Source organism: Sinorhizobium sp. CB7, from assembly GCF_041357635.1.
GTDB lineage: Bacteria > Pseudomonadota > Alphaproteobacteria > Rhizobiales > Rhizobiaceae > Rhizobium.
This window is the reverse complement of the sequence record NZ_JAULLL010000031.1, coordinates 23962-42528: the sequence shown is the minus strand read 5'-3', so window position 1 is coordinate 42528 and position 18567 is coordinate 23962. Positions and strand designations below refer to the sequence as shown.

At 56.2% G+C, this 18567-nt stretch carries 20 protein-coding genes; 1 reads left to right on the top strand and 19 read right to left on the bottom strand.

What is annotated here, in order from left to right; genetic code table 11:
* Positions 1–250: 250 nt before the first annotated feature.
* From AAE029_RS34380 to AAE029_RS34310, 15 genes are all read right to left on the bottom strand, one after another.
* Complete coding sequence (locus AAE029_RS34380; RefSeq protein WP_371077421.1) at positions 251–463, bottom strand: hypothetical protein; 213 nt, start codon at positions 461–463, stop codon at positions 251–253.
* A gap of 264 nt (positions 464–727) precedes the next feature.
* Positions 728–1045, bottom strand: coding sequence for a hypothetical protein (locus AAE029_RS34375; RefSeq protein ID WP_371077420.1), 318 nt, complete (start codon positions 1043–1045; stop codon positions 728–730).
* Positions 1042–1515, bottom strand: coding sequence for a lysozyme (locus AAE029_RS34370; RefSeq protein WP_371077419.1), 474 nt, complete (start codon positions 1513–1515; stop codon positions 1042–1044). Before AAE029_RS34370 ends, AAE029_RS34375 begins: the two co-directional genes overlap by 4 nt.
* Positions 1505–1738 carry a hypothetical protein gene (locus AAE029_RS34365; protein ID WP_371077418.1) on the bottom strand — a complete coding sequence of 78 codons (234 nt, stop codon included), beginning with the start codon at positions 1736–1738 and terminating at the stop codon, positions 1505–1507. The genes AAE029_RS34370 and AAE029_RS34365 overlap by 11 nt, the downstream gene beginning before the upstream one ends.
* A 26-nt stretch (positions 1739–1764) precedes the next feature.
* Complete coding sequence (locus AAE029_RS34360) at positions 1765–2787, bottom strand: hypothetical protein (protein ID WP_371077417.1); 1023 nt, start codon at positions 2785–2787, stop codon at positions 1765–1767.
* Positions 2788–2871: 84 nt separating this feature from the next.
* On the bottom strand, positions 2872–3876 hold the full coding sequence (locus AAE029_RS34355) for a hypothetical protein (protein WP_371077416.1): 1005 nt from the start codon (positions 3874–3876) through the stop codon (positions 2872–2874).
* 194 nt (positions 3877–4070) lie between these two features.
* Complete coding sequence (locus AAE029_RS34350; protein ID WP_371077415.1) at positions 4071–6158, bottom strand: hypothetical protein; 2088 nt, start codon at positions 6156–6158, stop codon at positions 4071–4073.
* Positions 6158–8116, bottom strand: coding sequence for a phage tail tip lysozyme (locus AAE029_RS34345; RefSeq protein ID WP_371077414.1), 1959 nt, complete (start codon positions 8114–8116; stop codon positions 6158–6160). Before AAE029_RS34345 ends, AAE029_RS34350 begins: the two co-directional genes overlap by 1 nt.
* 601 nt (positions 8117–8717) lie before the next feature.
* Positions 8718–9623, bottom strand: a complete 906-nt coding sequence (locus tag AAE029_RS34340) for a tail fiber domain-containing protein (protein ID WP_371077413.1) — start codon at positions 9621–9623, stop codon at positions 8718–8720.
* Between the two features lie 1167 nt (positions 9624–10790).
* The gene (locus AAE029_RS34335; protein WP_371077412.1) at positions 10791–12389 is read right to left on the bottom strand and encodes a hypothetical protein; all 1599 of its coding nucleotides are present in this window, start codon (positions 12387–12389) and stop codon (positions 10791–10793) included.
* Between the two features lie 228 nt (positions 12390–12617).
* Entirely contained in the window at positions 12618–13322 is a 705-nt protein-coding gene (locus AAE029_RS34330) for a hypothetical protein (protein ID WP_371077411.1), read from the bottom strand.
* Positions 13322–14080 carry a hypothetical protein gene (locus tag AAE029_RS34325; protein ID WP_371077410.1) on the bottom strand — a complete coding sequence of 253 codons (759 nt, stop codon included), beginning with the start codon at positions 14078–14080 and terminating at the stop codon, positions 13322–13324. Before AAE029_RS34325 ends, AAE029_RS34330 begins: the two co-directional genes overlap by 1 nt.
* A 32-nt stretch (positions 14081–14112) precedes the next feature.
* Entirely contained in the window at positions 14113–14403 is a 291-nt protein-coding gene (locus AAE029_RS34320; protein WP_371077409.1) for a hypothetical protein, read from the bottom strand.
* Between the two features lie 74 nt (positions 14404–14477).
* On the bottom strand, positions 14478–14795 hold the full coding sequence (locus AAE029_RS34315) for a hypothetical protein (RefSeq protein ID WP_371077408.1): 318 nt from the start codon (positions 14793–14795) through the stop codon (positions 14478–14480).
* 16 nt (positions 14796–14811) lie between these two features.
* Positions 14812–15666 carry a phage major capsid protein gene (locus tag AAE029_RS34310; RefSeq protein ID WP_371077407.1) on the bottom strand — a complete coding sequence of 285 codons (855 nt, stop codon included), beginning with the start codon at positions 15664–15666 and terminating at the stop codon, positions 14812–14814.
* A gap of 229 nt (positions 15667–15895) precedes the next feature.
* Here AAE029_RS34310 and AAE029_RS34305 point away from each other — a divergent pair, with 229 nt between their 5' ends.
* Positions 15896–16510, top strand: a complete 615-nt coding sequence (locus AAE029_RS34305; protein WP_371077406.1) for an HNH endonuclease — start codon at positions 15896–15898, stop codon at positions 16508–16510.
* On the opposite strand, the gene AAE029_RS34300 is transcribed toward AAE029_RS34305, so the two are convergent.
* Genes AAE029_RS34300 through AAE029_RS34285 form a run of 4 tightly spaced genes read right to left on the bottom strand, consistent with a single transcriptional unit; the run spans position 16493 to position 18563 of the window.
* The gene (locus AAE029_RS34300) at positions 16493–16714 is read right to left on the bottom strand and encodes a hypothetical protein (RefSeq protein ID WP_371077405.1); all 222 of its coding nucleotides are present in this window, start codon (positions 16712–16714) and stop codon (positions 16493–16495) included. The genes AAE029_RS34305 and AAE029_RS34300 overlap by 18 nt on opposite strands.
* 13 nt (positions 16715–16727) lie before the next feature.
* Positions 16728–17858, bottom strand: coding sequence for a hypothetical protein (locus tag AAE029_RS34295; protein WP_371077404.1), 1131 nt, complete (start codon positions 17856–17858; stop codon positions 16728–16730).
* A gap of 52 nt (positions 17859–17910) precedes the next feature.
* A complete protein-coding gene (locus AAE029_RS34290; RefSeq protein ID WP_371077403.1) occupies positions 17911–18228 on the bottom strand; it encodes a hypothetical protein in 318 nt (105 codons plus the stop codon).
* A complete protein-coding gene (locus tag AAE029_RS34285; RefSeq protein ID WP_371077402.1) occupies positions 18225–18563 on the bottom strand; it encodes a hypothetical protein in 339 nt (112 codons plus the stop codon). The genes AAE029_RS34290 and AAE029_RS34285 overlap by 4 nt, the downstream gene beginning before the upstream one ends.
* Between the last annotated feature and the right edge of the window lie 4 nt (positions 18564–18567).

The window sequence follows — 18567 nt, the reverse complement described above, 5'->3', positions numbered from 1 at the left end:
CTGGTCGGAGTGGAGTGATTCGAACACTCGACCCCCACGTCCCGAACGGAGAACGCTTCGCGAAAACCCAGGATTTCCGTGGCAGGCGGTTCTAAAATGTTCTCGCCTGTTCTAACTTTGTCCAATGAAACGGTCCGCAATCGGTCCGTTCATAAGGGGAGATCTGCAATGTTCCGCCGTTTCACTCCCCAACTATACATAGGTCTGGCAATGGCTATTGTGGTGATAGGGATAGAGGCTTGGGAAAGGATCAGGGAATATTGAACCCGCCCTTGATCATGAAGGTGACGACGCCAGCCGCAATAGCTGTTACAATGATCCAGAATAACCGGCTGATGCCAGACTTGATGCTTTTTACGTCTTCGGTCAACGCCTTCATCTGCTCGTCACTTCTGGCGTCGGATACTTCTTTTGAGCTTTTCCAGCCTTCCAGAGACAGGAGACGAGTCCCCAGTTCGCTCATCCGATGTTCCAAATTTACGATGCGACCGCGGAGATCCATGTCGGTTTCGCTCTGTTGTGGTGCCAAGGTGCCGCCCCTGCCTTGCTGTTTAAAGATATGAAAACCACTGGGCGCTATTCTAGCGGGAGCCGGTGGCGATGCTGGTAATCGTCGTCTGGCTAGGCTCGGCGCACTGTTCCTGCAGTGCGTCGGGCCGCTTAGTTTGAGCATTTGAACTCTGTGTATCGGCCGCGATGGCGCGCAATGGCAACTGCGGCGTCCCTATCATTTTTCACAAGAAAGCTGTTCGTCGCTGGCTTTGGGTCTATCCTCACCAGAACGTCGCACGGGTTCGTCAACGCTGTCGTCTTGCAGGCAGCCACCGAGCAAGACACAAAGACCATCATCGTCAGCAGCAATAGCTTCCGCATCGATCTTCTTTCCTTCTTCGAGAATGGTGATTTTGTCATCCTTGAGAGACGCAAGGATTATCTGCTTGCCTTCCGACTGGCCTACCCATTTCGCCGGGAAGAACATCAGGCCCGCGCCTATGACCGCAGCGGCCGGGAGCTTGATTGCGTCGGGGATAAGCGCGAGGATCATGCGCCCTCCAGGCAGATGCGCTGCTCTTCGGCGCGACGCTTGGTCAGGCCGGGGAGCACGATCCGGACGCCGGCCAATGTGGCCTTGTTCCACTTCGGCAGCTCATTGCAGGCGCCCTTGAGATCGCCGGCATTGATCTTGCGGACCATCGTGGATCCACAGAAATTGGCTTTGCCAAGATTGTAGGTGAAGGACAGGAAGGCAATATAAGGCTTGTCGGGGATCTTGTCCGGCTGGCTCAGGCATGAGCGCATGTCAGTCTCGAACTCGATAAGGCGAGCCCCAAGCATGTCCTTGCATTGCTGGACTGTGTATTTGTCGCCCATCTTCACGCCTCGGGTTTCGCCAAAACAGACCGTGGGAATGCCGACAGGATCGCGATAAGCGACGGTGCGCAGTCCTTCGAAGCCGCCTACGAGCGCGACAGCAGCGGCGGCAATAGCGCTGCCCTTCTTGAGCCTACCGGCCATCTTCAAATTCCTTCTGCTTGGTGACGCGCGCCCATATGCCGAGAAGGCCGAAGATCCCGGAGAGAGATCGCAGGGCGAAGCGGAGGTAGAGGTTCCAATCGTCGGATAGATCGACGAGGAGACCGATAAACGGCTCCAGTAGAATGATCAGCGAAGCGAGCGCCCATAGCCGAACCGAATAGGCGTAGCGAAGCACCCGCTTCCAGTCGGAGGCGAGCTTCATGGTTTCACCAGATTGTTCGGAAGGGGTTAGTTTACCGGCTGCGTATTGGCGTTGATGAACGCGATAGCTTCTGAGGGCACCATTTCATGTGCTCCCTCATGCAGATACTGCTTTACGACGCCACCGCCGGCCGTTGCCCATATCTGCTTCAGGAGAAGCAATTGACCGGCAATCTCGTCAACAAGTACATCACGCGACGTGCCGCCGAACCACGGGTTTTGCGCCGGGAAGGGAGTCTGATCGGGCCACCATGGATCTTGGCGCCCGAGCTGGAATTCAATTGGCCGAGGAGCGATTAGGGCCTTGATCTGCGTGAAGGACGTCAGGCCGGGGAAATCCCAGCAGCGTTCGTGCTGCATCATCGCATATTCACGTCGATAGAAGTCAAGCGGCTGCTGCGCGCCTGCGAAGACACCGACACGAACATCGGGCCGATAGGCCATCAGCGTAAATGCCACTTGAGCCCCGCCAGAGACGCCGAGAGAGGCAAACCCGTCGAATTGAAGGTTGAGCCCGAGCGTATCCAGCTTGTCCATCCCATCGGAGATCATCCGCGCCCAGATCGGTATGTAGCCGTAAACGTCGCCTTTCCCGTTTCCGATACCGCCCTTGGCGTAGGTGAAATCGGAAAACGGTTTGTGGATCATGCTGACCGGCGCCCACGTAATGAAACCGGCGTTAACGAGATCGAGCGCCCACTCGCCATTGAACAAGAAAGTCGGATAAGTCCCCCACGGGCTTTCTTCGTGACCGTGGATCGCGACGGCTATCGGCTTTGAAGGATCTACGACATCGGGAACGGCCAAAACGCCCCCGTCCGTCTGGCCGCCCATATTGTAGCCAGACGCATGCAAGGCCGAGACGGTATAGAGCTTGTAGCCGGTCTTCTGCTGCGTTGAGATGATCTGAAACGATGTGATCGCCCCCGGCTGGGCGTCGGCCATTCTCTGTTCAAATGCGGGCCGGAATCGATCTTCCCATTCTGAAAAAAGAACATGGTTATCGAGGGCATCGATCGGCACTTCTTCACCGAGACCTTGTGCTGACATGTTGACAGGCGCCATCCACGCTATTGAGGAGAAAAGGAGGAGTGCCAACATGTTTTTCATGTCTGGCACTTATAAGAGATGGATCTAAGATCGTCCACGCCCATCAATCCATCCGATGGTGGACAGGGTGTTGGAATTGATCGAGCCCGCGCTAATGGTCACTGCGTAGTAAACTTGCGCCGCCGTGTTGGAGGTGAAGACGGCCGGGAATACTGACCGATCAGTCGTTGCGCCGGCCGTACCCGGAAGAAGAACCGCCTGGAAGGTGATTGTGGCGCTTCCTTCCGACGCACTTCCCACCGCATTCTGAACCGCAGAATTGGCGGCGGTAACAGTCAATTCACTTTGCAGGATGGGTTGCACCCGAATCCCGGTCGGAATAGATAGAGTCAGGAGAGACGAGGCTAGGGCGGCGGTGCTGTTCCTGTCTACCTTGGCGGCTCGGCGGAAAATATCTCCGTCCTGCGTGAACGCCACGATAGCGCCGCCCTCGCGAAGAATGGAGCCGATGCGCCGTTTTGCCGTGTTGTATCCAGCCGGTAATATCGGGCTAAGAGAAGCGGAAACCCCAACATCAACACCGCTTGCTCCAGACATGATGAAGACGTGGCCCGTACCGTTTGGCATTGAGGCACCGTCCAGCCAACCGCCCTGATTATTTCCCGCAGCCCACGCCGCATCCATGCGTTTTGTTAGAGCCGACGCGAGTGATAGCAGAGAAGGGATGGCGTCGTCGCTCGCTGCGTCCCCTATCGCAATATCGATGTCGTTTGTTGCGTCTGTCGTATTGTTTGAAAGTTTGAGCCCAAAAATTTGGCCTCTCGATAGTATGGCTATGGGATCAAGCTGCGTCTTGTTGACCGCATCGGTTGGAGACGTACCGGCTGCAAGATTGGTGATCTTATTGGTTGTCCCCATGTTCAGATTGCCGGTCATGGGGGCGCGGCCATCCTTGACGAGAACGGCGCTAAACCCATTGGTGGCGGCATCTTCCCAGACGGGGTTTTGCGAAGATGGGAGCAGTGTATCGCCGGTATTGACGTGGTAGGACGGCAGATTTGTCCACACACCGTTTGAATCATAGGCCATGGTATTCTCCTGCGGGAATAGCCCCGTCATTGCGAGGCGAGTGAATGTCGTGTAGGTTGGGATTGGGCGGCTCTATGGAGAGCAATAATAGATGCAGGCGTTTGTATTCATCGTCACAACGGTGGTTGCCGTTTCGATGACAGTGTTTCTCAGACAGCAGAGCTTAGGAACGCTCCTATGGCTAGGCCCGCTTATCATGGGCTCTTGCCTGTTAATTGCATGGCGGCTGGATAAGCGAGAGGCGAAGAAGCGGAAATCAGCTCCGCAATACGGGCACCGCGTAATTGATTTGCCAAAGACTGATTACCGTAGTTCATCGCGGCGCTGAATGTCGTCATGGCCTGATCGCGTGGCGCGGTGAGCAGTCGTGCCAGTTCTGCATAAATCTCCTGCTTGCGCGCGGACAATGCTTGTGGCGTCCTGCCGGTTACTGCAGCCGCTAGGTTCTTCGCCGCCTGCTTTGGTTCAATGTCAACCAACGATCCAACAATACCGGGAGCTAGTTGTTCCTCGACCATGGCATCAGTTGCCTGCCGTCCAAAGGTGCGGCTGTTCTGTGCTACAGAAGCGCGAAGATCGAATGACGTGGCGATACGGTCGATTTCATCAAACAACTGGTTGGCCTGATCCTCACCGATTGCCGCAGCAACCTTCGTGCGGTTGGCTCTGGATGAGAGATCGCGAACCGCCTTGATCGCCTCCCGCGCGTCCATGTTCCCGTCCGTCATCGCCCGCGTGACGTTCGCCATGCGGTTTTCGATGTCGGAGCGGATCCCCTGTGCCACGGCGCGCCGTTCTGCCGCCCCCATGCCTTCAACTGCCGTAGCTACGTCATCCATCGTCTGCGATGGTGAGAGAAGCCGAGATCCAAGCTTGACCGCCTGCACTTGGCTGATTGGGTCTGCAGCCGTATCGAGAGCCACGCCATATTCAGGAACGGCCTGACGAAGACGGCTACGGATATCACGTGCAAGGTTCTGGTAGGCGCTGCCAAGCTGCGTTTGGCCTCCTAGAGCGCCCTGCCCTTCACCGCTCTCCGCGGCCTGCCGCAACGCGCGGGTGATATAGTCAATCTGCCTAACATCGGGAAGCGTCTCAAAAGATACCGTTCCGTCATCAGCAATACGGGCAAGGATCTGCTGAGACTGCTCACCATTCAAGCGCATGAGGCGATTTGCATCATTGATCGCACTTGCAGGAACGCGGGTATTGATGATGTTTTCTAGTTCCTGTCCAACCTGTGACGAATAATCGATTGGTCTGGAATAAGCTCCATTTGGGCCGTTATAAACATCATTCAGCGTTGGGCGTGCGGCGTCTCGAATGCTGGTCTGTGCCGATGTGACGCCTTCAGGAGTTCCAAGCGTCTGATCTAGGACGTTGACGAGGTCCTGAGCACCACGGTTAGCGCGGCCTTCTACGGCTTGTGTAGCAATGCGAGCGCCGGGGCCACTCGCCTGGATAGACGTGTCGAGCAGAGAACGTGCCGTGGGGCCAGCATCAGCAAGCATGGCCTCCTGTCCGGCCCGCGCCATGTTTGCTTGTCCAGCGGGGCCGAGCGTGTCATCGGCATTCATCACGGTCTGTAGGAGATTGATAGCCGGTCGCGTCGTCCCTGCCGCCTCTGCCGCACGGTTGGCTGCCATGCGGTTGGTCAAGGCTTCATAGACATTCCGCGCGCCCGTAGCAACTGCAGGAATAGCGCCACCGACTATGCCGCCGACAATGCCATTAACAGCAGCATTGATAGCGCGATTGCCCGCGCCGCCTTCACCCGTGCCGTATCCATACAAACCACCGAATCCTAGACCCTCTGCGATGCCAGCACCAACGCGGCCCGTTAGTGTTGCGGCCTGCGCTGAAGGTAGAATAGGCGCGAGAGGCGCGAGCGTTGCCGTGGTTCCGGCGATATCGCCAACCGTCGACGCAATCGGGTTGTTATCCCGTCGCGCTTCCTCACGTCCACGCATTCCGGCCAAGGCTTCGTCATAGGAAACGCCCGGAGACGCGATTGCTGCCGCTGCTTCGTCACCAAAGCCGAATGTCGGCGCTGCCTGTGCCGCGCTGCTAGCCGCGTCAATGGAACGGGCAATCGGCCCGAGCGGGTTGTAAGCGCCGCCATAGATGCCGGATGAATAATAATCATCAAGTTGCTTGGCCTCTTCCGACTTCGGGGGTGAGCCTCCGAGATGCTGTTGGAGCGCCTTGTAGGCCCCTTCTGCGCTTTCCCCTGTGACGCGATACTTCTTGCCATCGGGTGAGGTAATCTGAAAGGTCGGCATTATTCTGTGACCTCTTCGATTTGGTATCCGTCGATAACTGCCGGCTGCGTCTGCCGTGTCTGCTCAAAGATGGCATCGCCAACCTTCGGCCCATGAATGACGCGAAGAAGAGTGTGTTCATAATTGTCTAGCTGTTTTTCAAGGCGCTCCTTGCCAGAGTTAGGATCGATGGCGCCGGCAGCTGCAGCAAGCATCGCGCCTTCCCTCTCGGTCACGCTGCCAAGCGCACCCCCTGTCGGGCTTGCCTGTCGCATGGCCGTTAGGTTCTCAATCGTCGCGTTGGAGGTGAGGACATCGATTTGGCGGCGTAACTCTGCGGCGTCCGATTCGGATAGGTTGGCGGCAAGTCGTCCAAGAGTCCCTGTCGTAAAGGTGCCGTTCCTGATAAGGTTTCGAGCCTCGCTCGCGGCATTCGTAATGACATCGGTTGCAGTCTCACGACGGCCGCCTTGCGTTTCTTTCGTTCGCAGTGCCTGCTCCATTTCGAGAGCGGCAGGAGAACCCGGAATTGGCGACACGGAAACCACATTCCCATTCCCGTCGTAATTGTACTGGTATCCAGTCGGCGGCGGCGCGAGCGTCTGAGGTGTTCTAGATCCGCCCGTCTGGATGAAAGCATTGTATTCCGGCGTGCCTTCCTGAAGGCCAGATAGGCGAGCGCGTTCCTGCAAGGCCCGAACGCTTTCCGGCGTTCTATCTGCGCCCGCGGCGATTTCCTGATTTAGCTTCTGAAGCTGCGCCTGTCGCATCGGATCGGCCGCTTCCTGTGCAGCCTTGTACTGCTGTTCAAACAGGAATTGCTGTTGCTGCTGCTGCGCCTGCTGGAAATCCTGTTGCCGCTTGATCAGCGCGTTGGCGATACTCTTGGTCCGTTCGCTGGCATACGGGCTTTGCGCAGCCTGAATAGCCTGGGCGAGAACCTGCGGCGGCACGGATGGAAGCTGTGGCGCTTGCGGCAACTGTGCTTGTGCGACCTGCTGCGGCACGGCGGCAACTGCTGGCGCATCGGCAACCGTGGTCGGCGGGGGAAGCGGTGGCGCTGCCTGTGGCTGGTTACGTGCAGCCGTCATGGGCGGCGGTGGCGCGGCGTAGGCCAGTGGGGCTTGGGCCTCGATGGCGTCCGTTGCTGTCTGCGGAGCATTGAGGGAAGCCACTTCCACCGGGGTAACAGGTGCCGTCTGGACGGTCGGCAATCCGGCATAAGCTGCCGCCCGAGCTGTTCTATGTTCCTGAGCTGGGCGGAGGAAATTGTTGACGATTGCTTGCGCAGCCGTCGCGGTATCTGGAGCATTCAGGAATGTGGATGCCGCCTTCGCTTCTGGACCCTCGGTTTCATACTTCAGAAAGTCCAACTGAGCGTCTACGTCATTCAACGGAACGCCACGTTCATTTGCGAAAGCCTCATAAGCCGTCCTGCGTGGGCCGGTAAGCTGATAAAGGCCAAACCCTCCCCGAGAACCCGGAACGATCGGATTCGCTTCGTTGATGCCGGGGTTGAGACCGCTTTCGTCCTGGAAGTTTGCTAAGAAGGCATCCGATACCTGCGGGGAGAACCCGCGCTTGATAAGGCCGTTCCTGATATATTCGGCGTCAGCCGTTTGCGGAATGGTCGCCGCTCTTGGAGATGTCGCGGCGGCTTCACCCGCAGCGCCAGGCATCGGCACAGTAGACGACGGCAGGCCATAGGATGCCGAGAGCGCATGCGCCAATGGTGCGGCTAGTGCGGCGTCTTCATCTCTGTTCTGCTGTTCTGCACGATCGAGCGCACCGCGTCGGAATGAACCGACAAGCGCATTTGCGACACGCGCCAAGCCTTCCATGTTGCTCGCTGCCGGCGACGTATCGACGCCACGCGCGAGGATTTGCGCCTCATATGCCCGCTGCCGCGCCAGCTCTTCCGGCGTGAGCCTTGAACCACCTTTTCCCCAAACGAACGGAAGAGAGATATCAAGTGCCATTATTCAGGTGACCTTTCTGAGAGGCATGCCCATCGTTTTCCCCGTTGTATTTTGGACACTTGCTGCGGACTGATACCAAAGCTGGCTGCTATTGATCGCTGGCTTTCTTTGCCATGCATCGCGATAATTTCCTGCACTATGCATTCTGTAATCTTCGCGTGGCTATTGCGTTCGCCGCGATTGTGCGTCCCGTGGACCAGCTTGTCTGCCTCATTCTCTTTCGGTGTCTTCCAAGACAAATGCCGCTTATTCACGCAGCCAAAATGCCCATTCCCACACGAATGCGCCGCCTGATGCTTCGGCGTTGGAGCGAGACCATTGGTATCCTCACAAGCGATCCGCGAGACGCGCACCATTCTGCCATCCTTGTGCATCAGGCCATAGCCACTCGTGTTCCGACTGTAAGGCCAGATTAGGCAATCATCGCCTTCATGTGTGAGAACAACCGCTTCGTAGAACCTCTGAGGTTCGCCTTCTGGTGTCCCGCCACCTAAAGGGTCTCCGTGGGCACGAAGTCTTTTGTAATGCGGGTCGCAGTATCCCTTACTCTTGTGGACCTTTCCGCATCCCTCAATAGAGCATATACGTTGCGTCAACTCGCTCATGCGGCCTCCGCTACAACACGGTAGTCAACAACGTCAAAGTTATCGCTATCGACCGTGACATACTCAGGATGATGCGCCCGCACCTCGTCGCTCATGAAGCCGGTATGCGCCGCGACGTGATCGGCATCCCAGAGGTAATTGAAGGTGTAGACGGTGAGATTGCCAATCTTCCGACCCGTATCCTTGATATTGCGCTTCAAGCGACGGTCGGAAGAGCCGAACGAAAACATCCCGAACGGCGCTGACAGGAGGCCGAACAATCCGCCTCGGGCTGAGTTGGCCTGCTGCACCTGAGCCTGATAATTGTTGTTGACCAAGCCCGTATAGTCGACGCCGCCAACCTGAGTTTGCGGAGTGTTGACGAAATTCGGGTTCTGGATCTGCGACCCGCTCATGAGAGAGGAGATCTCGTTGATCGGCTGATTACGGTTCGTCAGCGCTTCCTGATATGCCTGCTGCCGGCTGTTCAAGGCCAACTGGTTAAGCTGGTCGGAATTGGCCTGCGTCAGACGTTCCATTTCGCTGTTATAGGCCGCCGTGCCTGGACGAATACCGGACGCCACCAATTGAGCCCGCAATGCTTCCTGGTTCTTCTGTTGCTGCGGAAGAATGCGCTGCGAGGCGAGATCGTAAGCCCAATTCGAAGCGTCGGAATCGTTGAACTCGAACGGCTTTGCCAGATAGCCCTTGAGGAAGTCGGATTGCTGGCCGGCGATATCGGCAAGGTTCAGAGATGCCTTGTTCGTCTTGTCAAGGATCGCCTGTTGCTCCGGGGAAAGCGTTTGTGTCGCTCTATACTTGGGAACCTGAATAGATTTGCCATCCGCACCAACAACGGTTTGCGTTCCAGTTTGGTTGTAGACCAAGCTACCGCCAGGGGTATACTGGTCAATCATGTTCATGGCCTGGTTCGTTGCTGCCGTCTGCTGATTATATTCAGCCTGCGCGGATGCTGTCTTAACCGGATCAGGTGGCTTTGGAGTAGAAACCAATTGTTCGATCCTTTTCAGGAGATTAGCGGAATTTGTACTCTTCCTGAAGAACGCCAGTTACGAAAGCATCGCTCCCGTCGGGGAAATGCTTTCGAAGCAATCCTTCCACGGCTCCGCCAGATCTTTCTACCAGGCGGACAACGTGCGCGGATTTGGTAATGCCGGTCATTCGGGCGCATCCGAGTTGCTCAAAGACATATCGTCCGATCTCCCGAAGGAATGATCGTGGCCATTCTGCCCCAGCTAGAGTGATGTGGATGTCCGCGCCTTCCCAATGGTTGAATAGGGCTGCAGAGACTATTTCTCCGTCACGCTCCAGACCCATAAGACTATACGGCGGACAGAAACTAACATTGCAGTGAACTGACACAAACGCGGCTACCCGCTCATCTGTGACTATTTTGAAATCCATGCCCAACTGTTCCCGACATGGATATGGTGCACCGTTGTCTGCGATATACCAAATCTATTCGCTAGCGAATGTTGTGTTTCCTTGCCTTTCAGAGCAAGAATCTCGCGCGCCTGTGCTTCTGTAAGCCTCGCGAGATGGCTTCTCTCGCCTCGACGATGCGTGCCGTGCGCGACCCTGTCGGCTTGGTTCCCTGACCTTGTCTTCCACGAAAGGTGAGATTTTGCCACACACCCAAGATGCCCTTTTCCGCAAGCGTGCGCAGCTTCGTGCTTCGGCGTTGGAGGCGGACCGTTTACGGCTTCGCAAACGAGACGATGGATATATTCCATCTTGCCGTCTCTGCTCATCTGGGCATAGCCATATTTGGATTTGCCGTATGGCCAAATCAGGCAATCATCACCTTCATGCTTTAGGACAACATCATCATAAAATCTCTGAAGGTCGCCGTCCGGCGTTCTGCCGCCTAGAGGATCGCCGTGTCTCATAAATCTTCTGTAATGTGGGCCACAGAAACCTCTTGCTTTCTGAGGCTTGCCGCATCCTTCAACGGAGCATATACGTGAATTAGCCATTTCTACCTCCTATAAGGTTGGCTTGGTTAGGGCCTCGCGATGGTGCAAACATCGTTTGAGGCCCGAATTTAATAGCAGATTCAAGACGATAAGTCACGAAATAATCTGCCCTGTTAAATAGAGGATTTCAGTTCTAATAATCTCTACGTCAAGCGGCTGAATCGATCCGCTCGTAATCTGAATTTCCGGTGCCAATGCATAGCCAAGGCCGCCTGTGGAGCACCATTGAACGTTGTTCTGCAGATTTGTTGCGCCGCCCCACGTCGATTGTCCCCAAATTGCGCTGCCCCATTCCGACGTGCTTTGGATTATAGGAGCTTGCGGCGGAGTTGTCGGCGTGTAGACATAATCGACCTGGACATTCCCTTGAGCCTGTACGTCCCGAGGCCCGCGGGAAAAGATGCGGATCGTCTTTGGTGACTTCAGGCTAGCGGGAGTGCCTAAATCATCGAAGAGGGGAACGTAGGTGGCCGTGTAGTTGCTTCCCTGGTCATTTCCGCCCACATTTGCCTCGATAACCTTGCCGTTCTGTGAACCGAAAAACAACCTTCCCTGGAAGGTTTCCAGGCAATTCCCGTCCCATCCGGTGTACATGGACCAAGCTCCTGTACGAGCATTGGTGATCAGCATGATCGGCTCCTGCCCGCTTGTCGTCGGAACGGAAATGGAAACCATCTGATTTTCCGGCCAGATTTTGACACTCCACGGCTGGGATATACGAGCTGAAACAAGGTCATTCCAGCTCGTTTCGATCGGGTATGACACAGCGCCTGGCGATAGTGCCGCAACGTCCTTCTGGAGGGCTTGGGAGAGCGGGACAAAGCCAATTGTCGTGGCAATGACCAAATCGCCGCCGGCCCGCATGAACGCCTTGGAGCCAAGCGGCTTGCCGATGCGGTACAGGCCGACCTTCTGCCATGTCGAGGCGCTTGCTGGATCCACACCCTGAAATGCGCAGACTTCGCCTTCATTGGTGACGAAGACAATCTGTTCCGACAGGCCGCCATCGCCCGAATTATCCAGAGACCATGTGGAACCGAACATCAGGAAACCACCAAGCGGGAAGTTTCCGGTCAAGGACAATAGGGTTGCTGTGCCGCCCACGGCATCCGGGGGAAGGTAATAGACCTCAAGCGAGTTCTTGCGGATGAAATAAAGCCGTCCCTTGTAGCTCCAGACATAGATCATATCCGAAGTCGTCAGACCGCCGGGGAATGTGATGCCCACGAACAACTGAATAGCCGTGCCATTGACAGTGGCAGAGCCCCCGCCGCCCGAGATGATTTCGTTATCCTGGAACGTACCGATTATATTTCCGACAATCAGCCATCCAGTCGAGCCATTATCAACGATGGAAGTAATAACCGCTGTGGCGCCTGATGTTCCGCCCGTGACGGTAGCGCCAACGGTAAAGTTGCTGGTCTTGGCGTCGAAGTTGATGCGGTTTACATCCTGATTAGTGATTTGATACCATGCATCACCGTCAAATATCTGCATCGGATCAGAGCCGTTGACGGCAATCAGAAAATCATCGCCCGTCGTGCCGAATTGGGTGAAGTTCCAATAGCCGTTCGTCGTTCCGCTGACGACAGGCGCCGGCGAGACATCCGGGTCAACAACGGTCGTGAGCGAATAAATCCCGGTATCGATCGCCCCGAATAGTTGCTCATTGCCGCCGCTGGAATAGCCCATCAGCGTCTTGACCGGGAGATTGCCAGCCCCAAGCGTGGCATATTTCTCGGAGCCGCGCCGAAGGATCAAGCTTGTCGCGGTCGGAAACCAGTTGCGCAGCAGAAACGCGCCGTTGACCGACTTGTTCGGAGCCGCAAGCGATTGGTTGGAAACCCACCCGTAATTTGCCGCCGGGAAGGTGGCGAACTGATTGACTCGCTGCTGGGATTGCGGCGCTGGCCTTCTCATTTACCAGCTGCTCCAGCCAAAGCCGCCCTTGAAGGGATAATTGCCACGCCAGCGGCCATCGGTGACAACCTGCACCTGAGAGCCTTTCTCAAGGCCGGATACCTCGTCAACGCGCTGCTCGTAATTGTCGAAATCCTGCTGATAGGCCATGCCCTTTTGCGCTTTCCACATCCAGATCAGGCCAAGCGTCAGCAGGTTCTCGTCATAGCGGAGGGAGTCGCTGTCCTGCGTAAATTCAGGCTTGACGGTGGTGCCATCGGCATCGAGAACGATGTTCCGCGAGATGTAGTAATATTGCGCGACGTTGCCGGCTGATACCGGAGGGATGAACTGCGTCTGGTTATCCAGCACAATCCATGTTCCTGGCGTCACCTGCACGGCGCTGTTTACCAGCGTCAGCCATGTGTTCAGATCCGTGACCTGGATATAGTTCCATGCCCAGAAGTCTTTCTGGTGGATCATCATGCCTTTCGGCATATGGTCCCAATCTGACGGGAGATCGAATCCTCGTGTGACCCCATCTCCCACCAGTTCTTGAAGGATGGTCAGTTTTCGCCAGTCCCTGCGCTTCACAAGGTCAAGGCACACCTGATTGCCAAGGTCGCAGATTTCCTGCTCAAACGTATTGGTCGAGCCGAAGAACGTTTGCGGACGCTTGGATATCAGGCGTAGGCTTGCCTTTTGTGCCGCGGAGAGAAAGGTCATTAGGCTGCGTTCTCCTGCGCGTGGTCGGCAACATCCTGCGCCATACGGATCAGCGTATCGCGGGATGGATTGCCGCGCGGTGCGGTGCCGACCTTATCCTTGATCCACGCCTTGATATCCTCATCGGTCATGGACAGGAACGGGTTATCGTTCGGCGCTGCCGGCGAGATCACCTGTCCGCGATTGGCGGCGCGCTCGTCTTCCAGCATCCGGCGAAGATCCGCGATTTCCGCCGCCATCTTCACCACGTCGGCAGAGCCCTTGGCATTCTCCAGCCATGCGGCGGCCTGCTGCTGAAGATCGCGGGCGCCCATGCCGAGCGATGCAAGCTGCGGGCCGTCGAGCTTGGCAAGCACTTCGACGCTCAAGACGTTCTGCGCCTTCAGCTCATAGCGGCGCGACTGGCTGAGGAATGGAAGCTGTTCAAGCGGCGTGCCGGTGACGGTCGGGGCGCGCTTCTGCACCCATGTTTCATATTCCGGCTTATACCACATGGCATAGGTGATATCCTGGCCGTTGACGACGGTCTTGACGGCATGGGCCGGGAAGACGCCAACGCGCCGCTGATCGGCCGGCCAGCGGATTTCGCAGAGAAGAATGTTTTCCTTGTAGGTCGGGCGCCCGTTCTCGCGGGTACGACGCTCATCGAGAAAGCCATCCATTTCTTCTTCGGTCGGATTGCGGAAAATGACGATAGAGTTATCGTCCTTCTCGCGGGAAGTCGGCTGATTGCGGCCATACAGGTCGTAATTGGTCATCTGATATTTCCTTGCGTCTGAGGAGGGAGTTTTTAAGAATTCCGTTTCAATTCATAAGCAAAACCGGCATCGCAGAATTCTTTGTATCGCCTAGCTCGCTCTGCCTTTCTATTCTCATATGCTTCGCGCATCTGCTCTTCTTCTTCCGTTTCATCGCGCTCGAACTGGAAGCCAAATTCAGACCCTTCATAGTCAGAGATTGCATGAATGCGAACGTTTTCCCCCGCATTTTCGAACGACCTGATATATTCGCAGAACTGTTCAATGGTCATACCATCTGCTTTTTCGGCGTCGAGATAGACAGTCTCCGTGATCTTCTTCATGCCCACATTCCTTGTCTGAGTAAGGATGTTTAAATAAGGGAGGCGCTAATTAAAGCGCCTCCCCATTGATTTAATTAGCCAGTTGCCAGGGTGTTGCCCTTGCGAGCAAGGAACCATGTATTCGCCGGCACGGCCGCGACAGTGTAGAAGCCGCCGGAGCCTGCGGTGGCGACGAAATTTGCGTCGATCGTCACCTGAGTGGCAGCGGCGATGTTGGCGCCGCCCGACTTCACCTTGATGTAGTGGAAGCCATCGGAGGCGAGGACTTCAGAGCCGTCCTGATATGAGGTGAGCTGCGTGCCGGAGGGGCTGAGCACGTTGACATCCCAGTAGAACGGTGCGCCCTGCTGTTCGACATCGGGTCCAAGAGATGGGGTGATGCGGAAAACCATGTTGCTTCCCTTTCTATTAGGAGTTCGGGTTGGAGTCGAAAAGTCGGAAGTTGAACAGCGGGTTGACCATGGTCAATTCCCCCATCCAGCCCACGAACTGCGCAATGGCGTCCTGGTTGATCGGCTTGGCGCCGTCGCCCTGGAACAGCGTGTCGAAGTTGCGATCCGGGTTGTAGCGCATGCGCAGCGAATCGGTTTCGAGGCCGAATGTCGTGTTGGACGGCATCTGCGAGCCCTTGCCGCCGCCGAACACGACTTCGATACCCTTGCCGGAGCCGGGACCGATGTACTGCAGTGTGGTGAAGCCGAGGCGCCCTACGCCGTTGTCATTGGTAATGCGCTGATGAGCCACGAGAGACGCATCATAGGCATTCCAATGCTCCGAGGACATCAGCAGCATGTCAGGGCGACGATTGCCGCGGGTGACCGTGTTGTAGATGGTATTGAGGATCGGACGAATGGTTGTCGAGTCGATCTGCGTTCCGATGGTCGGGAAGGCCGTCTGCGCATCGTAAGAGTTGGTGCGCCAGATCGGGAAGTTGGTGCGGGAGATGCCGCCATAGGTGCCGGTATTGGCAACGATCGGAACAGCCAGACCGAGGCCGCCGATGGCCTTGCCGCCGCCGAGCGTCCCGTCACCGAACAAAGCGACTTCCATGCCCTGCGAGAGGCCGTCTTCCGCGCCCTGGATGTATTCACCCATGACGTCGAAGATCTGCGCCTGACCGGAGTTGTTCAGGATTTCCTGAAGCGTCAGAGAAAGAGGAACAGCGGCCATCTTCGGGGTGAAGTAGGCATCGTTGAACATTTCAAGCGGCGGGTTCGAGAGAAAATCGTCAATTTTGTTATCGTAAGGCCGTTTAAACCTCACATCTGCATGTCGCCATGCAGTTCAGACTATATCATCACCGTTAACATCGGTGTCGGGCGCTCGTGGGCGGATTATTCTTTCGTCACCGCCTAGTCGTTGCACCTTCCGCATCCCTCATTGCCTTGTGGGCAACTACATATGCGGCTTGGCTCAGGATTGACTTCAAGATTCTCGAACTGGTATCTTGGAGTTGTTCCCTGAATTCACCCGATTATTCAAGAGGTTGTTAATGCCAAACCGAAAGACCGGTTCCGACGCCATCTGCCCTTACTGTGGCGTCACTTACTACCGTAAGAAATACCACATTGAACATAACAAGAGCAGAACGTGCGGTAAAATGGAGTGCAAGACCGCTCTTTTTAGCGGCGAGAACAACCATTTTTGGAACAAGAGTCATTCGGCTGAAAGCCGCGCAAAGATGAGCAATTCCCTTGTCGCTCTTGGAGGCGAACGTCTGCGCGGCATCAAGAAGAAACCGGCAGGCGCCGAACATAGAGAGATGCGATCCGCCCAAATGCGTAAGCGATGGGCCGATAACAGGGATACCATGATTGCCGCCCTTCCCCGTGGTGAAGAACACCATTGGAAGAAGGAACCGCAAGAGCGCAGGCATCGACTTCAATTCACGGCGCTTCAGCGTCTTGAATGGAAGGATAATGAATGCGCTTGGTGCAAATCCACTGAGAACCTTGTTCTCGATCACATTCTTCCCATTGCCGCTGGAGGCATGAACCTGCGCGTTAACGCACAGACGCTTTGCCAGCCTTGCAATCTTTGGAAGATGTGGAATGTGGATCGCCATCTTTGTCACGTTATTAAAACAACCTCAGGGGGCCAGATTTAACCCGGAATACCATTGTATCTGCGGAAGTGCGAAACGCAGCGTCTGGCGGATGGTCGGGCCAGAATAAGCCTGCCAGAGGCCCTTTCGGCGCAGCACATCGAACAGCGGAATGGCGTTGGAAATGATATCCTGCCACGTCCGCGAACGGTCCTCAAGTGCCATGGACAGCACCTGCTGGTAGTTGACATTAGTCTGAATCGGCATGGTTAAACCTCAATTAGCCAAGTCGAGCGGCGGCTTTGCGCACCGCATCAAGGGGAGATTTGGACGGCTCGCTTTTCCGCTGTGTTTCAGACGTGGAAGTCGGAGCGCCAGTTACGGATTTCTGCCCTGCCGGATTGGGCGCTGACGGTGCAACGGTTTGAGCGTCTGCACTTTGCGGCGGTGTGATCGCCTGTCGACCGGTGGCTTCTGAGGCCGTGCTACCGGATTCGTCATCCGGCTTACCAAACATTTTAGCATATTCCCAAGCATCTTCAAGATTCTGGACGATGCCTAGCTTTAGAGCAGTCGCGATAGACTGCGTGTATTTGCCCGCTTCTTCGTTCTGCGTGAAGAAATCATTGACGATCTGAGGCGCTGCCTGCTCGTCTTTCATGCGCTTGATTTCAGCACGAAGCTCATTGATCGTCTGATGTGCTTCAGCTACCTGCTGATTTGGGTTCTGCCCAAGAATATGCGAAGCAACCGCCTGGAGGTTCAGGTTGAAATGATCTGCGACCTTCTTCAGACCCTCGATCGGATTGCGTGCGAAGGTGTTCTCGATCTCCTGGATTTGCTTCAGGCTTTCATGAATGCCTTCGCGGCCATTCTTGCGGGCCAGCTCGTCATATTCGCGGATCCTCTCGTAACGCTCGGAGGCTTCCTTGTATTTCTTTATGCCGTCTTCGTTTTCCTTCAGGGCGCGGTGAACTTCGGCCTTGACGCTTTCCGGCGTCCCTTCCCATTCGCCCTTGCCCTGGTCATTGAAGCGCGACGGAGCTTCATAGCGTGTTGCGCGCCCCTCAGACTGGACGCCTCCAGCCTTGTTCTCCGTCGCGTCAGAAGCCTTGACCGGAGTCTCGGCAACCTGTGTTGATTTGAACTTGCCGTCTTCCGATCGTTCGCGGGCCTCGACCTTCGGCGCCTCCTTCGCCTCTGGCTTGGCTTCCTGCTTCGGTTCGGTCTTCGGCTGGTCTTTCGATGCCTGCGCTTCGGCGGCGCGCTTGGCAGCGGCCTCGACGGCGGCGCGGGCGCTTTCCGCTGGCTTGGGCGCTTCCGGCTTTACCTCGGGCGCATGTACCTGCGGCGAAAGCGGTTCGGTCTGCGTCGGCGTCTGCTGCGGTACGGGGATCTGCTGCTGTTCCATGCATCACCTTGTCTGAAAAGGTTTCGTGTTGCTTAAAGGCCTGCACGTGCTTTCATGCCGCGCTCAAGGCCGATTTGTATTCTGCCCTGCCAAGATCGAACATCGCAGAATGGCTTTCGAATGTTGAAGACGCGGCGGAAGATGGCGTATTGCAACCAAGAAGGGCGCTGCCGCTAGTCCAATACGGAACATTCGGCCAATACCTTCGATACGGCTCGATATACCTATCAACGAAGATCGGGTATGGAGTAGAGGCGCCATTGATCTCAGCTACACGCGCCTTGATGCGTTCCCACTGCTTTTCATCAGGCGGCCCTTCCATGATCTCGGAGAAGCCCTCAAACCATGCTTTAAACTCGCTTAGTGTCATATCCCTATTCTTTCCTTTGCCATCTGCAGCGATTCACGAACGCTCTTGGCGTGCGATGCCGTGTCTTTCTTCGGCGTGCGGATTGGTTCGTTGCCGACCTCGACATAGCTGACGCCGTCAGGATTGCCGGAAGGGCGATACGTGGCGCGCAGGGCGGCTTTCGATGAGTAATAGCGGCCATCTGCCATTGACTGGAGCGGCTCGATGCTATCGCTGATGAAGTACGGAACGGGCAGCGTATCGGATGCCGCCCGTTCTGGAATGACGGAGCAGGCAGAAGGCCAGTTATCGGTCTGATGCCAGCAACCGCACTGGCGACATAGGCGCTCGCGCATTGGG

Bases quoted from the DNA above. Each gene is read 5' to 3' on its own strand.
- AAE029_RS34345 (WP_371077414.1), bottom strand. From the start codon at position 8,116: ATGGCACTTGATATCTCTCTTCCGTTCGTTTGGGGAAAAGGTGGTTCA.
- AAE029_RS34305 (WP_371077406.1), top strand. From the start codon at position 15,896: ATGCCAAACCGAAAGACCGGTTCCGACGCCATCTGCCCTTACTGTGGC.
- AAE029_RS34315 (WP_371077408.1), bottom strand. From the start codon at position 14,795: ATGGTTTTCCGCATCACCCCATCTCTTGGACCCGATGTCGAACAGCAG.
- AAE029_RS34300 (WP_371077405.1), bottom strand. From the start codon at position 16,714: ATGCCGATTCAGACTAATGTCAACTACCAGCAGGTGCTGTCCATGGCA.
- AAE029_RS34325 (WP_371077410.1), bottom strand. From the start codon at position 14,080: ATGACCAATTACGACCTGTATGGCCGCAATCAGCCGACTTCCCGCGAG.
- AAE029_RS34380 (WP_371077421.1), bottom strand. From the start codon at position 463: ATGAGCGAACTGGGGACTCGTCTCCTGTCTCTGGAAGGCTGGAAAAGC.
- AAE029_RS34330 (WP_371077411.1), bottom strand. From the start codon at position 13,322: ATGACCTTTCTCTCCGCGGCACAAAAGGCAAGCCTACGCCTGATATCC.
- AAE029_RS34340 (WP_371077413.1), bottom strand. From the start codon at position 9,623: ATGAACATGATTGACCAGTATACCCCTGGCGGTAGCTTGGTCTACAAC.
- AAE029_RS34365 (WP_371077418.1), bottom strand. From the start codon at position 1,738: ATGAAGCTCGCCTCCGACTGGAAGCGGGTGCTTCGCTACGCCTATTCG.
- AAE029_RS34295 (WP_371077404.1), bottom strand. From the start codon at position 17,858: ATGGAACAGCAGCAGATCCCCGTACCGCAGCAGACGCCGACGCAGACC.
- AAE029_RS34370 (WP_371077419.1), bottom strand. From the start codon at position 1,515: ATGGCCGGTAGGCTCAAGAAGGGCAGCGCTATTGCCGCCGCTGCTGTC.
- AAE029_RS34350 (WP_371077415.1), bottom strand. From the start codon at position 6,158: ATGCCGACCTTTCAGATTACCTCACCCGATGGCAAGAAGTATCGCGTC.
- AAE029_RS34360 (WP_371077417.1), bottom strand. From the start codon at position 2,787: ATGTCAGCACAAGGTCTCGGTGAAGAAGTGCCGATCGATGCCCTCGAT.
- AAE029_RS34335 (WP_371077412.1), bottom strand. From the start codon at position 12,389: ATGGGCTATTCCAGCGGCGGCAATGAGCAACTATTCGGGGCGATCGAT.
- AAE029_RS34355 (WP_371077416.1), bottom strand. From the start codon at position 3,876: ATGGCCTATGATTCAAACGGTGTGTGGACAAATCTGCCGTCCTACCAC.
- AAE029_RS34375 (WP_371077420.1), bottom strand. From the start codon at position 1,045: ATGATCCTCGCGCTTATCCCCGACGCAATCAAGCTCCCGGCCGCTGCG.
- AAE029_RS34285 (WP_371077402.1), bottom strand. From the start codon at position 18,563: ATGCGCGAGCGCCTATGTCGCCAGTGCGGTTGCTGGCATCAGACCGAT.
- AAE029_RS34320 (WP_371077409.1), bottom strand. From the start codon at position 14,403: ATGAAGAAGATCACGGAGACTGTCTATCTCGACGCCGAAAAAGCAGAT.
- AAE029_RS34290 (WP_371077403.1), bottom strand. From the start codon at position 18,228: ATGACACTAAGCGAGTTTAAAGCATGGTTTGAGGGCTTCTCCGAGATC.